The organism is Falsiruegeria sp. JB4-1, from assembly GCF_055693495.1.
On record NZ_JBVFTZ010000001.1, the window covers coordinates 4,177,102 to 4,192,656 of the forward strand.

Below are 15,555 nucleotides of genomic sequence, written 5' to 3' on the forward strand. Positions count from 1 at the left end.
CAAAAAACCGAGCCGAGATTCCCTTTAGTACAATATCCGGGTGATCGAAACGCTGGCAGAGTAGTGCCAGGAGGATCAATTTGTGTCTCGGTCTCGTGGTCACGTCTTTGTTGTGGATGACGATTCCAGCTTTCTGGCTGCCGTCTGCCGCCTGATTCGCGCTGGCGGGTTCGAGGCAACAGGCGCTGGTCGGTTGAGTGACCTTTATGCACGGCTCCCATTGCCCGCGCGGAGCTGCGTTCTTGTCGACATAATACTGAATGGCGAACGCGGTCTAGAGATCGCTGGTGTTTTTCGGGACCGGGGCGAAACAGCACCCGTCGTCTTTATGTCGGCAACGGATGACACAAGCACACTTCTTGCAGCGGATCAGGCAGGGGCAACACCCTGCCTTAGAAAACCATTTGAAGCGGATGAGCTGTTTGGCTCCATCGAAACCGCACTGTCCGAAGCAATCAGCACAACGGTTAGACAAAAATAAAACTTAGAAGATAGGAGGATCTTATCTATGCGCATTACTTCAGCACTTGGTGCTATTGCATTTTCCCTGACTTGTGGGGCTGCGGCAGCACAGGAGAAACCAAACATACTATTTATCATGTCTGACGACGTCGGGCCGACAAATGTCAGTGCACATGGCGATGGTATTGTCGGGTATGAAACGCCGAACATCGACCGCATCATCAACGGTGGAATGAAGTTCATAGACTACTACGCCGAACAAAGCTGTACGGCGGGACGATCAGCGGCAATAACTGGTCAGTCTCCAATCAGAACCGGACTACTCAAAGTAGGTTTACCTGGCGCAAGCCTTGGGCTTCAGAAGGAAGATCCGACGCTCGCAACTTTATTGAAACCTCATGGATACGCGACGGGCCAATTTGGTAAAAACCACCTTGGAGACCGAAACGAATATTTGCCAACGGTACATGGCTTTGACGAGTTTTATGGAAACCTCTACCACTTGAACGCAGAAGAGGAACCCGAAGAGTATCTCTATCCCAAGGACCCAGCATTCAAAGCTGAGTTTGGTCCACGCGGCGTCTTGGACTGTAAGGCAACGGACGTTGAAGGCTCCGAAGAAGATCCCAGATTTGGGCCTATCGGTCGGCAAGAATGTACCGACACTGGCCCGCTAACCCGAAAACGTATGGAAACAGCGGATCAAGAGTTTGTCGATCGGACCGTCGACTTCATCAAACGCAATGAAGAATCTAACACGCCTTGGTTCGCTTGGGTAAATACATCTCGGATGCATCTGTGGACGCATCTGAGCGAAGACAGCCAAGGTGTGACTGGCAAAGGGCTCTATGCCGATGGCATGGTCGAGCACGATGGCCAAGTCGGGCAACTTTTGGATTTGCTGGATGAGCTGGAAATCGCCAAAGACACAATAGTGGTCTACACCACTGATAATGGTCCACATTTCAATGGTTGGCCAGACGGGGGCAATACGCCGTTTCGAGGTGAGAAGAACACAAACTGGGAAGGTGGCTATCGAGTACCTGCCGGTGTTCGTTGGCCCGGAGTGATACCAGAAGGCCAAAAAACTATCGAGATGGCAGCACATCTTGATTGGGTGCCAACATTGATGGCTGCAGCCGGAGAACCTGACATTAAAGATAAGCTAATGAAGGGGCACGAGGTTAGCGGGATGGAGTACAAGGTCCATCTGGATGGCTTCAATCTGATGCCGCTTCTCACCGGTGAATCTGACAAGTCTGGGCGCGAAGAGTTTTTCTACTGGAACGATGGTGGTCAGTTGGTTGGGTTGCGCCGAAACGACTGGAAGATGGTTTTCATGGAGCAGCGTGCGAAGAAATTCGCTCTTTGGGGTGAACCGTTTGTATCCCTGCGCTTGCCCAAAATCTTCAACTTGCGCATGGACCCCTGGGAACGGGCAGATTTGAATGCAAACGGGTATGACAACTGGCGCATTCGGCAATTGTATACTTTGGTGCCAAGCCAGGTCATCGTGCAGGAGTTCCTTAAGACTCTTGCCGAATTCCCGCCGCGTCAGAAGCCCGCAAAATTCAACGTCGAAGACGCGATAGCAGCGATGTCACAAGGCGCAGCCAACTGAAAATCGCAACTTTTTGGCGGCTGGAAAATCTGGCTGCCTCCTAGACCTCGGAGGCGCTATGCTTCGTAAATCTGTTATAGCACTGGTATGGATCTTTGGGTTTTCTTCGGCGGCGTCCGCCCAATCCGATTTAGGCGCCGCTGTTCAAAACCCAATTAGTTCCCTGATCAGCGTTCCATTCAAATTCACCTTCGACAATGGCGCACCGAACGGCAAGGCCAACTCGATGACCATTCAACCGGTGATCCCGGTTACTGTAGGCGATTGGAACCTCGTTTCGCGGTTCATCATTCCTCTCTACGATGCCCCGGGGGGTAGCTGGGCTTCCTGGAAACCCAGGGATCGGCAACCCGACCCAGCCGGGTCGGGTTACCGGGTTGGGCGACATCAACTACACGCTGTTTTTCAGCCCGGTGAAGCCTGTCAATGGTTGGATCTGGGGCGCGGGGCCATCCATCACTGCGGACAGCGCGACGGACGACAGGCTGGGCAGCGGGAAATGGAGCGCTGGTTTTTCCGCTGTCGCTTTAAACCAGCCTGGCTGGGGTACTTGGGGAGGGCTCGTTCGTCATCTCTGGTCTTTTGCCGGTGATAGCTCAAGACGAGATGTGAACCAAACTTTGATCGAGCCCTTTATCAATTACAATCTCGACAATGGCTGGTATCTGATCAGCGACATGGTGATCACATACGACTGGGAAGCTCCGTCAGGCGACCGATTGCTGCTGCCATTGGGCGGTGGTGTTGGCAAGATCACCAAGTGGGGAAATCAACCAGTCAATCTGCGAGCCGAAGCATATTACAATGTTGAAAGGCCTGCCAGCGCGCCTAAATGGCAAGTCGGTTTCACCGTGCAGCTCCTGTTTCCGAAAGGATAACCATGCTTAAGACAACTGTATTAGGTGGAGTTCTGTTCCTCATCCCATTCGGCATCCTGCTTCTCGTCCTACATGAAGTTCTGCTTCTTTCACTCGTGATTGTTGATCCCATCGCTTCCCTCTTTCCGAAAGATGATTACTGGGGAATTTCCCTCGCGTTGGTTCTTGCGGTCGTACTGATCATTCTTGCCTGCTTCCTGGCCGGACTTGCGGCCCGACACGCAGCGGTTTCCGGGGTTTCTTCAAAGGCGGATCAGTTCCTAGAGCAGCTGATCCCTGGGTACGAAATGCTTCGCTCTCGGATTGCCAGCGTGTTTTCTGAAGAGCCGCATGCATCTTCCAAAAAAGTTGTCTCGGTCATGTCAGGGGGACTAAAGCGATATGCGATCCTTATCGAAGAGAACGCAGAAACCGGAGATGCGGTTGTGTTTCTTCCCGGAGCGCCAAGCGCAGAAACTGGCGTCTTGGGGCGTGTCCAAATCTCTGACTTGGAGTTTGAGGATATTCCGGCTCACAAACTCCACAACGCATTCAAGTTCTATGGGCGAGGCTTGGGTGAAATCGTGCCTCAGTAACCCTCTCTGTCCCATCGGCTATGGATCACTATGAACCGGTCCGACAGAGATTCATTGTCACTGGGGAAGATAACGGCAAATGGCTGCCCTCCCTGCTTGTGCGGCTTTGTTGCACAGACCGGATGATACGCAGACTTGCCCCCCGGGCGGATTGTGACAGGTATGCCAAGCGCAGTATAGCGGTTGAGTATGGCGATGCGGATCGGGATCTCCGCGACCTGCCGGTCAAAGTCACGAGCCATAAGCGATTGGCCCATCAGCTTCATACAATGCATCTTAGTCTCAACGCGGCTTCAGCGGTGGTATCCACTCCACCGTTGCCAGAGCGCGCGGCCCAGGTATCGTGATGTGCTGACCGCTTCGTTTCTGGCGGCAGCTCCAGCACTCGTGGGCTTCCAAGGTTTGGCATTCTTGCGTGGTGGAATGATGGCGTGAGCGCCACGGTTGGCAATCGCATCATGGCATTTGCGGGTATCGTATGCCGCGTCAGCAGTGACTGATCACTGTGCCCTGATGGGGTAGGATTCAAACACTTTCAAGTCACTGGCGCGTTCTCAAGGCACTGGCTCCTTGGAGCTATCACGATTTGATGCCGCTCCTTTGTGGCAAAATACCAAGTCAAAAGAGCAAAATAATCCCGTTTCACGTCCATCGGACCAATCACCCAAAATACCGATGGTTTGACACAGCCAAACCCTAACGGCGGGCAAAATCTGTCATGCGTTTGATGCTGCCTGCTTGAGGATGTACCTGCAATCGCAATAGGGGCATTCCACCCAACCCTGATCCTCGGGGATTTGCAGCCACACCCGGGGATGACCCAAAGCTCCTTCACCGCCGTCACAGGCGACGCGACTGGATTCGACAATTTTGGTTTCCGGCGCTTCGATAGTCATCGCTGGCGATCCTTCTGGAGTTGTAGGCCTCGCGGGCATGGGTTAGCTGCTTTTATGAGCGATCAACCGAGCAGGGGCAAGTGCGGCAGATGACCCAGGATGCAATCCGAATCGAAGGTCTGAAGAAAACCTATCGAGGCGGGCGTGGAGAGCCCGAAAAGCAAGCTCTCAAGGGGATTGACCTGGTTGTGCCACGCGGGTCTGTCTTTGGCCTGCTGGGGCCAAACGGGGCGGGTAAATCGACCCTGATTAACATTCTGGCCGGTCTGGTGGTCAAATCCGCGGGCCAGGTGACGATCTGGGGCTTTGATCAGGATGCCAATCCGCGGCAGTCGCGGGCTTCCATCGGAGTGATGCCACAAGAGCTGAACCTTGATCCCTTCTTTACCCCGCGAGGCGCTTTGGAAGTTCAGGCTGGACTCTACGGAGTACCAAAAGCGCAACGCCGCAGCGATGAGATCCTGGAGATGGTGGGCCTGTCAGACAAGGCTGAGGCCTATGCCCGAACGCTGTCTGGCGGCATGCGTCGAAGGCTCTTATTGGGCAAGGCGTTGGTGCACCACCCGCATGTGCTGGTGTTGGACGAGCCGACCGCAGGTGTGGACATTGAGCTGCGCCAGATGCTCTGGGCGAATGTGAGGAAGCTGAACCAGCAGGGGATGACCATTATCCTGACCACTCATTACCTGGAAGAGGCACAAGAGATGTGCGACCAGATCGCGATTATCAACCGGGGTGAAAAGATCGTACAGGATAGCACCGCCAGTCTATTGGGTCGGCTGGACGCGCGCACCATGGTCATACTCCCGGATGCGCCCGTCCTGCAGCTCCCCAAAGCCCCGGGGATCGAAGCCGCCCTGCGCGACGATGGTGCGGTGGTGATGTCCTATCACAGCCAACAGACCAACGCCGAACAGGTGCTCGAAGCGGTCCGTGGGGCCGGTATCCGCATTCGCGACGTCAAAACCGAAGAGGCCGATCTTGAGGATGTCTTTCTGGCCCTGACGTCGTCTCGTTAAGCGCGGTTAATTCGCGCCTGATAGCAATTGTTGCGCGAAGATCGGACGTGAATGTAAGCCACGTCAGGGCGCACAAAGATGCGGGCAGCAGCGTTTGTTATTTGGTCGGCAGGTTCCACGGCACCGGTGCCATAAACGATCCTGTCGTCTGCACCATACCCTTTGATCAGATAGTCGGGGGAGGTGGTTAGAATTTCTGGCACACCGTCACCTGAGTATCTCTCGCAGGCGTTTGCGCACAAGAATATCGGTCCCGTTTCGGCGTAAGGGTGCACTCCCTCAAAGGGACGATGCGCTAGGATCAGCATCGGCATGCCTTCGGGTATGTTGCACAGACAGTGGCGGCATGGATTGCCCGGCCCAGTAGAAATGGCGCGTTCTGGTGGGTTGCCATAGGCGTCGTGGGCACCGGCTTGATAGGCCCGGACTTCGGTGGTGGGCAAGGCTTCGATTGTGAGCATGGGATGTCTCCTTTTCTGGATCTAACCTGCCCAAGATGCGGGGCCTGAAACGACCCGTTTCCTGCGCAATGCGGTTTCGACTCGAAAAAGAACAAAACGTGAATATAATTGTGAGTCTCATGTTTGCCGAACTATCGATCACGTCGAATTTCACCTTCCTCACCGGGGCCTCCCACCCTGAGGAGTACATGGAGCGTGCGGTGACGCTGGGGCTCGAGCAGATCGCGATTGCGGATGACAATTCGGTGGCCGGAATCGTGCGGGCGCACACCCAGGCGCGCGAGATCGCGCGCAAGGTGCGCGAGCGTCGGACGTGGGAAGAGCTGAACACCCCCATCGGGCCACCCTGCCCCGATCACATCGCGCGGCCTACATCTTATCCGGTCTATGCGGTGCCGCGTCTGATCCCAGCGGCGCGGCTGATCTTTACTGATGCACCTGCGATGACCGTGCTGCCACAAAACCGACAGGGTTGGGGCAACCTGTGCAGGATCTTGTCCACCGGACGGCTCAGGGCGGACAAGGGCGACTGCATTCTCCATCTGTCGGACCTTGAGGATTTTGCCGACGGCCTCCACCTGCTGCTGTGGCCACAAGCGACCACAGATCGACGCGGTGCGGGTGAATGGGGGCCACGGGCGGACCGGTTGACGCGCCGCTTTGAGGGGCGCATGCACATGCTGCTCGCCCCTGCCTACGATGGGGCCGACAGGGATCGCTTCACGCAGATCGAGGCTCAGGCCCGCGCGCTTGGCATCCCCACGATTGCCAGCGCCGCGCCACGTATGCACCACGGCGCCCGCCGCAAACTGGCCGATGTACTCAGCGCCATCCGCCTGCGCTGCAAGGTCGAGGATCTAGGCCGCGCCGCACTTGCCAACGGAGAGCAGCGCCTGCGCTCTGAAACGGAAATGCTCCGCCTCTTCAAAGGCCACGAAGGTGCGGTCGCCCGCGCCGGGGATCTGGCCCAAACCATTACCTTCTCTCTTGATGAGCTGCGTTATGAATACCCTAGCGAGGTGAGCGAGAACGAGACCCCGACCAAACGGCTGCACCGTTTGGCGCATGAGGGGCTGAAATGGCGTTATCCGGCAGGGGCATCCGAAAAGGTGCAAAACATGATGGCCCATGAACTCGCCCTCATAGGCAAGTTGAAATACGAGCCCTATTTCCTGACCGTCCGGGACATCGTGCATTTCGCCCGCTCGCGCGACATCCTGTGTCAGGGGCGCGGGTCAGCGGCCAATTCGGTGGTCTGTTTTTGTCTCGGCATCACCTCGGTCAGTCCCGAAATGGGCACGATGGTGTTTGAACGTTTCGTGTCCGAGGCGCGGGACGAGCCACCCGACATCGACGTTGATTTCGAACATGAACGCCGCGAAGAGGTGATCCAGTGGATCTATGAACGCTATGGCCGCCACCGCGCGGGCCTCTGCGCCACAGTGATCCACTATCGCGGCAAACGCGCCATCCGCGAGGTGGGCCGCGCTATGGGCCTGACCGAGGATACCATCTCGGGCCTCGCCTCACAGCTCTGGGGCTTTTTCTCGGCCGACGGGCTCGAGGCGCAGCGCATGCGCGAGATCGGCCTCGACCCCACCGACCGCCGCCTGCAACAGACCATGGCGCTGGTCTATGAAATCGTGGGTTTCCCCCGACATCTGAGCCAGCACGTCGGCGGCTTTATCGTGACCGAGGGGCGGCTGGACGAGCTTGTCCCCATCGAAAACGCCACGATGGAGGACCGCACGGTCATTTGCTGGGACAAGGACGATATCGACAGCCTTGGTATCCTCAAGGTCGACGTCCTCAGCCTTGGCATGCTCACCTGCATCCGCAAGGCGTTCGATTTGATCGGGCAGCACCACGGCACACAGTACGCGCTGGCTACCTTGCCGCCCGAAGACCCCCGCGTCTATGACATGCTGTGCGATGCCGACAGCATCGGTGTGTTTCAGGTGGAAAGCCGGGCGCAAATGAACTTTCTGCCGCGCATGCGGCCGCGTAATTTCTATGATCTGGTGATCGAGGTCGCCATCATCCGCCCCGGTCCCATCCAGGGCGACATGGTTCACCCCTATATCCGGCGTCGCAATGGCGAAGAAGACGTCAGCTTTCCCTCAGACGCGCTGGGCGAGGTGCTGGGCAAGACGCTGGGCGTGCCACTGTTTCAGGAACAGGCGATGCAGATCGCCATCGTGGGGGCAGGGTTCACCCCCGAACAGGCCGACCGCCTGCGCCGGTCGCTGGCGACGTTCAAGAAACACGGCTCGGTTAGCGAGTTTCGCACGCTGTTCCTGCGCGGGATGAAGCGCAACGGCTATGAACAGGATTTCGCGGAACGCTGTTTTTCCCAGATCGAAGGCTTCGGCTCTTACGGCTTTCCCGAAAGTCACGCCGCCAGTTTTGCTCTGCTGGTCTATGCGAGCGCTTGGATCAAATGCCACCATCCCGGCATCTTTGCCTGTGCCTTGCTGAATTCTCAGCCGATGGGGTTTTATGCGCCCGCTCAGATCGTGCGGGACGCGCGCGAGCATGGCGTGCCGGTGCGCCCGGTCTGCATCAACACCAGCTATTGGGACAACGTGATGGAACCCGATGGGCGCGGCGGGCTGGCGTTGCGGCTGGGGTTCCGTCAGATCAAGGGGCTGAGCGAGGAAGACGCCAGCTGGCTCACAGCGGCGCGGGGCAATGGGTATCAAGCGGTGGACGACGTGTGGCGCCGGGCTGGTTTACCGCCTTCGGTGATCGAGCGGCTGGCCGAGGCAGATGTTTTTGCCGCCTGCGGTCTGAACCGACGCGAGGCGCTGTGGCAGGCCAAGGCAATCAAGACGGCCAAGCCACTGCCGCTCTTTGCCCTGGATATGGAAGGCGAGGCGCTGGATGAACCTACCGCCCATCTGCCCGAGATGACCTTGGGCGAGCAGGTAGTCGAGGATTACGTTGCCATGCGCCTCAGCCTCAAGGCGCACCCGGTGGGGTTGTTGCGGCATCTTTTGACGCCCGGAGCGGCCCAGGTGCGCGAGGTGCAAAAGAGACCGGCAAAACCTGCCGCTGCGTCACATCCAAAGTCTTGACCTGAGCCCTTACCGCAGCTGAAATCGTGAATATCTGCCGTCAGGACACGCGCGAAACCTACAGTTCCCGACAGTTCCCGAAATCGGATACTGGCTTAACCAAAGGATGTTCCCATGATCATGAGAAATCTGATTGCCACAACTGCAAGCGTTGCTTTGCTGGCGGGAGCGGCCGATGCCTGCACCCGGCTGCTCTATGAGACCGGCAAGGGTGATTACATCGTTGGCCGGACACTGGATTGGTTCGAAGACACCTCAACCGATATGTGGGCTTTTCCCAAAGGCATGCAGCGGGATGGCGGCGTGGGGGAGGGTTCCATTGAATGGACGTCGAAATACGGTTCCGTCGTATCCACGATTTATGACATCGCCTCGGTCGACGGCATGAACGAAGCAGGCCTGGTGGGCAATGTGCTCTATCTGGCCGAAGCCGACTACGGTGACGCCCAAGCCAGCGGCAAACCGTTGTTGTCGATCGGCGCGTGGCTGCAATATGCGCTGGACAATTATGCAACCGTGGCCGAGGCCGTCGCCGCGCTTGAGGCTGAACCTTTTGCCGTCATTGCTCCAGAGCTGCCCAACGGAAAACCTGCGGGCGGGCATCTGGCCCTGTCTGACAACACCGGCGACAGCGCCATCTTTGAATACCTGGATGGCAAACTGGTGATCCATCACGGGTCCGAACACACAGTGATGACGAACTCGCCGCCATTTGACGAGCAGATTGCAATCACCACCTATTGGGACAGCGTCGGCGGGTTGGCTTTTCTGCCCGGGACCCATCGGGCATCGGATCGGTTCGCACGGATCAGCTGGAACCTGAACGCAACGCCGAAGTTCGATGATCATCATGATGCTCTGGCAGCCGTGTTCTCGTTGGCGCGCGGAATTTCGGTACCCTACGGCGTCGAAGATCCGGAACGCCCCAACATCGCATCCACAATCTGGCGGACGGTCGCTGATGGGTCCGAAGGCCGCTACTATTATGAAAGCGTCTTTAACCCTGCGTTGTTCTGGGTCGATATCGACAAACTGGATTTGTCCGACGGCGCAGCCTCGCAAAAGCTTGAACTGGGTCTCAAGCCAACACTCGCCGGAGAGGTCTCGGCCAGTTTTGAACCGTCTGAACCATTCAAGTTCCTGAATGAATAAGGCTTAGGTCACGGATCGGTGCGGGGGCGAAACCTCTGCCCGATCCTTTGGTCCGGTGACTGCTTGGCATGTGTTCGACGTGTTTTTGGTCCCTATGGTCACTGATTGCGCTAAAGGCGGTTCACCCCTGCGCACGCAGCGGCTAGAAGGCCCGCAAGAGCAGCAGCCGGAGATCCAACATGACCGCCCCCAAGCCAGTCGTCCTGTGCATCCTTGATGGATGGGGGCTTTCTGAGGACACCGAGGCAAACGCACCCTATCTGGCCAACACCCCGACATTTGATGCGATCATGGCAGATGGTCCACATGCACAACTGATCACGCACGGCCCGGACGCAGGGCTACCGAGCGGGCAGATGGGAAACTCCGAAGTTGGGCACACCAACATTGGCGCAGGCCGTGTCGTGGCGATGGATCTGGGCCAGATTGATCTGGCGATCGAAGACGGTTCCTTTTTCAAAAACGCCGCGCTGCTAGAGTTCATCGCAAAGATGAAGAAAACCGGCGGCACCGCACACATGATGGGGTTGGTGTCGGACGGTGGCGTCCACGGGCATCTGGATCATATCGTGGCAGCCGCGCTGGCAATCACGCGTGCCGGGGTGCCGGTGGCACTGCATGCGATCACCGACGGCCGCGATGTCGCTCCGAAATCGGCCTATACCTATATAGGTGAGTTGGAAGAAAAACTGCCCGAAGGAGCCAAGATCGTTACCGTTTGCGGTCGCTACTTTGCTATGGACCGTGACAACAGGTGGGAGCGCGTGTCCGAAGCATATGGCGCCATGATCCAGGCCGAGGGGCGCGAAACTGCAACCGCCCATGACGCCGTGACACGCGCCTACAACCAGTCTGAGACTGATGAATTCATCGTGCCGACCGTGCTCGATGGTTATGAGGGTGTTCAAGATGGTGATGGCCTATTTTGCCTTAACTTCCGCGCCGACAGAGCCCGTGAGATTCTAGCCGCCATCGGCAAGCCCGATTTCGACGGATTTGACACCGGCAATCGGCCTAAGCTGGCAGCCCTGTTGGGCATGGTCGAATACTCGGACGACCACAACACCTACATGACCACAGCCTATCCCAAGGCTGAAATCGTCAACACTCTGGGCGCTTGGATTGCCAAACAAGGCAAGCGGCAATTTCGCTTGGCTGAGACAGAGAAGTACCCCCATGTCACCTTCTTCTTGAACGGAGGCAAGGAGGTGCCCGAGGAAGGTGAAGACCGTTACATGCCCAAGTCGCCCAAAGTCGCGACATATGATCTTCAGCCCGAAATGTCCTCGGCTGAGGTGACTGGGAAATTCGTCGAGGCGATTGAGGCGGGCTACGACCTGATCGTCACCAACTATGCCAATCCGGATATGGTCGGGCATACCGGTGATCTGGATGCCGCGATAAAAGCGTGTGAAGCGGTGGACCAGGGGCTAGCCCAAGTGATCCAGGCGCTGAACAAGGCAGGCGGGGCGATGATTGTGACCGCTGACCACGGCAACTGCGAGAAGATGTTCGACCCGGTCACTGGCGGGCCACATACGGCTCATACGCTGAACCCGGTTCCTGTGGCCCTTGTCGGCGGGCCGGATGGCGCTAAGCTGCGCGACGGGCGGCTGAGTGATTTGGCCCCGACGGTTCTGGAACTGATGGGGCTGCCGAAGCCGCCCGAGATGACTGGGGAAAGCCTACTGGCATGACATTGCGTGCAACACTATTGGGATTATTGCTCTGGGGGGAACGGCAGGTGCCGAATCCGATCCCGCCGAAGCAGCCCGTAGCGCGTCAAGTCAGTTGGAACAGGCCAGCATTGCCCTTGAAGAAGCCACCGGCGCGCGAGATCGCGTCCGGGCCTTGACCGCAACGGTTCAGGCCTATGAAGCCGGGCTGACCGCGATGCGAGAAGGCCTGAGGCGCGCATCGACCCGCGAAGGCCAATTGGCGGCTCAACTCCGGGCGCGAGAAGGCGAAATTTCGCAACTGCTTGGGGTTTTGCAAACGATCGAGACATCGGAGCCCCCAATGCTTTTGTTGCATCCCGCAGGCCCTATGGGCGCCGCCCGATCCGCGATGATGCTTGCCGAGGTCACGCCCGGCCTGAATGCGCGGGCACAAAGCTTGGCGCGAGATCTGGAAGAAGTTTCCGTACTGCGTGCGCTGCAGCAAGACGCTGCACAAAAACTGGAATTCGGATTGGCCGGGGTGCAAAAAGCACGCTCGGAACTCAGTCAGGCCATCGCAAACCGAACAGATTTACCTCAACGTTTTACCGAAGATCCGGTTAGAACGGCGATCTTGATCTCATCGACTGAGACCTTGGGCGGGTTTGCAAGTGGCCTTTCTAAGATCGCTGACGGGGAAATAGCGGCCTCTGTCGGCAACATCACAGAGAGAAAAGGTGAAATTGATCTTCCCGTGCAGGGGCTGATCTTGCGACGCGCTGGTGAAAAGGACGCTGCCGGGATCAAGCGAGACGGTATCATCATAGCCACGCGTCCGCGCGCTCTGGTCACAACACCAACGTCAGCAACTATTCGCTACTTGGGTCCTTTGCTGGATCTGGGGAACGTCGTCATACTTGAACCTCAGGTGGACACCTTGTTTGTCTTGTCCGGCCTTCAAGAGGTCTATGGAAAGACCGGGCAAGTCCTTCCCGAAGGCGCTCCAGTGGGCTTGATGGGCGGTGCGGCGCCTGAAATTGGAGCAATCTTGTCACTAAGCGGTGATGGCACTGGAACTGACCGCACAGAAACGCTCTATATAGAAGTCAGAGAGGGCGGGAGCCCGGTGGACCCCGATGAGTGGTTCCGAACCGACAAGGATGGATAAACACACATGAAGAAATTCGTGATGGCCGCTCTGGGCGGCACGTTGGCAGGGATTGTCGCGACCACCCAGATCGCAGGCCCGCTTGTGGCGCAAGAAGCCAAAAGTAACGCCAGCGTCTATGAACAGCTCGATCTGTTCGGTGACATTTTCGAACGCATTCGCGCGCAATATGTCGAAGAGGTCGATGAGGGTGAACTGATTGAGGCGGCCATCGATGGCATGCTGACATCACTGGATCCGCATTCCAGTTATCTCTCCCCCGAAGATGCTGCGCAGATGCGCGTACAAACACGTGGAGAGTTTGGCGGGCTGGGGATTGAGGTCACTCAGGAAGAAGGCTTTGTAAAAGTCGTTTCTCCTATCGACGGGACACCGGCGGACGAAGCGGGTGTAGAAGCCGGGGATTTCATCACTCACGTTGACGGGGAAAGCTTGCTGGGGCTGACTTTGGACAAGGCCGTCGAATTGATGCGTGGCCCAGTTGGATCCGAAATCATTATCACAGTCGTGCGTGAAGGCGAGCAGGAACCTTTTGATGTCTCGATCATTCGCGACACCATCAAGCTGACAGCGGTGCGCGCTCGGACCGAAGGTACAAGCGTCGTATTGCGCGTGACCACGTTTAACGATCAGACTTTCCCGAACCTGAAATCCGGGCTGGAAGAGCAGATCGAGGAAGCTGGCGGAATCGATAGTGTCAATGGCATCGTTCTTGACCTGAGAAACAACCCAGGTGGTTTGCTGACCCAGGCGATCAAAGTGTCCGACGCGTTCTTGAATGAAGGGGAAATTGTCTCGACCCGTGGCCGCGACCCGGCTGATGGAGAGCGTTTCAACGCCGAAGACGGCGATCTGGCACAGGGCAAACCAATCGTTGTCCTGATCAACAGTGGCTCGGCTTCCGCGTCAGAAATTGTCGCTGGCGCTCTGCAGGATCACCGCCGCGCCATTGTCGTAGGCACCAAGAGTTTCGGCAAAGGTTCGGTACAGACCGTGATGCCATTGCGCGGTGACGGGGCCATGCGATTGACAACTGCGCGGTATTACACACCGTCAGGGCGATCAATTCAGGCTTTGGGCGTATCTCCGGACATTGTGGTCGAACAACCACGTCGAACTGCATCAAACGATGAAGACGAAGACAATGGTCGCCCGTCACGGTCCGAAGCCGATCTGCGTGGAAGCCTGAATAACGACAGCCTGTCCGAGGATGAGATTCGCCAGATCGAAGAGGATCGAGCTAAAGCCGAGGCAGCCGCTGAGTTGCGCGAGGAAGACTATCAATTGGCGTATGCGATCGACATTCTCAAAGGATTGTCAGCTTTGGTGCCTGAAAAAGAGTAACACGCTTCAAGCTTACTGACACACACGCTTCAAATGGCACCCCGGTTTCAAGACTGGGGTGCCATTTCTGTTTTGCCAGTGTAATTGGATGTGACAATCCAAGGCGTAGTTTTTATCTGGAAACGATTGTTTCGTCGTTTCGCGGACGCAAACGATCCCAGACAAAACCCTGATATTATCCCACCTCTGCCCCGATCTCGCCCAGATTGGTCAGCATAACCGTTCCTTGAAACGACGTATAAGCCGAGGGACCGAGCATGGATCGACTGACAGAAATGGAAGCCTTTGCCAATGTGGTGGATCAGGGCGGCTTCACCGATGCCGCCAAAAAAATGGGCATTTCAAAGTCTGCCGTATCAAAACATGTCTCGAGCCTCGAGGCCCGTTTGGGTGCACGCTTACTTAATCGTACCACACGCCGTGTCTCACCTACCGAAATCGGACTGGCCTACTATGATCGCGCTCGCCGTGTTCTGAATGACGCCGGAGAAGCAGACGCACTTGTGACATCCATGCAATCCGCGCCATCCGGTCTTTTGCGGATCAGCGTCGCAACGGATTTTGGCGTCAATCACCTGTCGCCCGTTCTTTCCGAGTTCCTGTCTGATTTCCCGGACATCACGGTGAACATGGTGCTCAACAACCGCTATGTCGAGTTGATCTCGGAAGGGTTTGACATGGCAGTACGCATCGGTGAGTTGGAAGACAGCACACTGCGCGCCCGAAAGTTGACCGAAACCAACAAGCGCATGATTGCCAGCCCGGAATACTTCGAGAAGTATGGGCGCCCCCAAAAGATCGACGATCTAAATGAACACAAACTGCTGCACTACTCGAACCAATCCAGCGGCAATGTTTGGAAATTGACAGCCCCGTCCGGCGAAAAGCGTCAAGTCCGCACCGCTGGCTGGCTAAGCGTGAATGACGGTCAATCACTGCTCAACGCGGCAATCAGTGGTCTCGGCATCGCCTATCTGCCCAGCTATCTGTATTCAGACGCGATGGAACAGGGCCTGATCGAAGATGCCATGCCATCGCTGCCGATCGAGACACAAGGCATTTATGCCGTTTATCCGCCCGGACGCTTTACCCAACCCAAAGTGCGGGCCTTTATCGACTTTTTGGTTCACGCCTTCTCTGAAAAAGGTCCGCTGGACTGGTAAGTTCTTCTGTTTGCTTCCCTTGGCAAGCCAACTGTGCCCCGAGCGACTTGTGCGCTCGGGGCCTTTTCGTATGAGCATTCG

13 protein-coding genes and 1 pseudogene are annotated in these 15,555 nt (G+C 56.9%); 11 read left to right on the forward strand and 3 right to left on the reverse strand.

The window, feature by feature from the left end:
* The first annotated feature begins 82 nt into the window (after positions 1-82).
* The 4 genes from ACZ1HE_RS21250 to ACZ1HE_RS21265 all read left to right on the forward strand — a co-directional run bounded on the left by ACZ1HE_RS21250 (position 83) and on the right by ACZ1HE_RS21265 (position 3,536).
* Positions 83-481: a response regulator gene (locus tag ACZ1HE_RS21250; protein WP_472624051.1), complete on the forward strand. Its 399-nt coding sequence runs from the start codon at positions 83-85 to the stop codon at positions 479-481.
* 27 nt (positions 482-508) lie between these two features.
* Entirely contained in the window at positions 509-2,083 is a 1,575-nt protein-coding gene (locus ACZ1HE_RS21255; RefSeq protein ID WP_472624053.1) for an arylsulfatase, read from the forward strand.
* A gap of 377 nt (positions 2,084-2,460) precedes the next feature.
* Positions 2,461-2,961 carry a hypothetical protein gene (locus ACZ1HE_RS21260; RefSeq protein WP_472624055.1) on the forward strand — a complete coding sequence of 167 codons (501 nt, stop codon included), beginning with the start codon at positions 2,461-2,463 and terminating at the stop codon, positions 2,959-2,961.
* Positions 2,916-3,536, forward strand: a complete 621-nt coding sequence (locus tag ACZ1HE_RS21265; protein WP_472624057.1) for a hypothetical protein — start codon at positions 2,916-2,918, stop codon at positions 3,534-3,536. Before ACZ1HE_RS21260 ends, ACZ1HE_RS21265 begins: the two co-directional genes overlap by 46 nt.
* 152 nt (positions 3,537-3,688) lie before the next feature.
* On the opposite strand, the pseudogene ACZ1HE_RS21270 reads toward ACZ1HE_RS21265, so the two are convergent.
* Positions 3,689-4,036 (reverse strand): annotated as a pseudogene (locus tag ACZ1HE_RS21270) (transposase); the annotation flags it as partial.
* A 216-nt stretch (positions 4,037-4,252) separates the two neighbouring features.
* Positions 4,253-4,432 (reverse strand): zinc-finger domain-containing protein, encoded by a 180-nt coding sequence (locus tag ACZ1HE_RS21275; protein ID WP_472624059.1) that lies wholly within the window; start codon positions 4,430-4,432, stop codon positions 4,253-4,255.
* A gap of 89 nt (positions 4,433-4,521) precedes the next feature.
* On the opposite strand from ACZ1HE_RS21275, the gene ACZ1HE_RS21280 reads away from it, so the two are divergent.
* The gene (locus ACZ1HE_RS21280; RefSeq protein ID WP_472624061.1) at positions 4,522-5,451 is read left to right on the forward strand and encodes an ABC transporter ATP-binding protein; all 930 of its coding nucleotides are present in this window, start codon (positions 4,522-4,524) and stop codon (positions 5,449-5,451) included.
* Here ACZ1HE_RS21280 and ACZ1HE_RS21285 read toward each other — a convergent pair.
* Positions 5,448-5,912 (reverse strand): DUF1203 domain-containing protein, encoded by a 465-nt coding sequence (locus ACZ1HE_RS21285; protein ID WP_472624063.1) that lies wholly within the window; start codon positions 5,910-5,912, stop codon positions 5,448-5,450. The two genes, ACZ1HE_RS21280 and ACZ1HE_RS21285, sit on opposite strands and share 4 nt — an antisense overlap.
* A 119-nt stretch (positions 5,913-6,031) precedes the next feature.
* Between ACZ1HE_RS21285 and ACZ1HE_RS21290 the strand changes: the two genes are divergently transcribed.
* From ACZ1HE_RS21290 to ACZ1HE_RS21315, 6 genes are all read left to right on the forward strand, one after another.
* Positions 6,032-8,989 carry an error-prone DNA polymerase gene (locus ACZ1HE_RS21290; RefSeq protein WP_472624065.1) on the forward strand — a complete coding sequence of 986 codons (2,958 nt, stop codon included), beginning with the start codon at positions 6,032-6,034 and terminating at the stop codon, positions 8,987-8,989.
* Positions 8,990-9,103: 114 nt separating this feature from the next.
* Complete coding sequence (locus ACZ1HE_RS21295) at positions 9,104-10,141, forward strand: linear amide C-N hydrolase (RefSeq protein WP_472624067.1); 1,038 nt, start codon at positions 9,104-9,106, stop codon at positions 10,139-10,141.
* A 179-nt stretch (positions 10,142-10,320) separates the two neighbouring features.
* On the forward strand, positions 10,321-11,838 hold the full coding sequence (gpmI, locus tag ACZ1HE_RS21300) for a 2,3-bisphosphoglycerate-independent phosphoglycerate mutase (protein ID WP_472624069.1): 1,518 nt from the start codon (positions 10,321-10,323) through the stop codon (positions 11,836-11,838).
* Between the two features lie 25 nt (positions 11,839-11,863).
* On the forward strand, positions 11,864-12,967 hold the full coding sequence (locus tag ACZ1HE_RS21305) for a murein hydrolase activator EnvC family protein (protein WP_472624589.1): 1,104 nt from the start codon (positions 11,864-11,866) through the stop codon (positions 12,965-12,967).
* Positions 12,968-12,973: 6 nt separating this feature from the next.
* Entirely contained in the window at positions 12,974-14,311 is a 1,338-nt protein-coding gene (locus ACZ1HE_RS21310; RefSeq protein WP_472624071.1) for a S41 family peptidase, read from the forward strand.
* A gap of 257 nt (positions 14,312-14,568) precedes the next feature.
* Complete coding sequence (locus ACZ1HE_RS21315) at positions 14,569-15,474, forward strand: LysR family transcriptional regulator (protein WP_472624073.1); 906 nt, start codon at positions 14,569-14,571, stop codon at positions 15,472-15,474.
* The last annotated feature ends 81 nt before the right edge of the window (positions 15,475-15,555 follow it).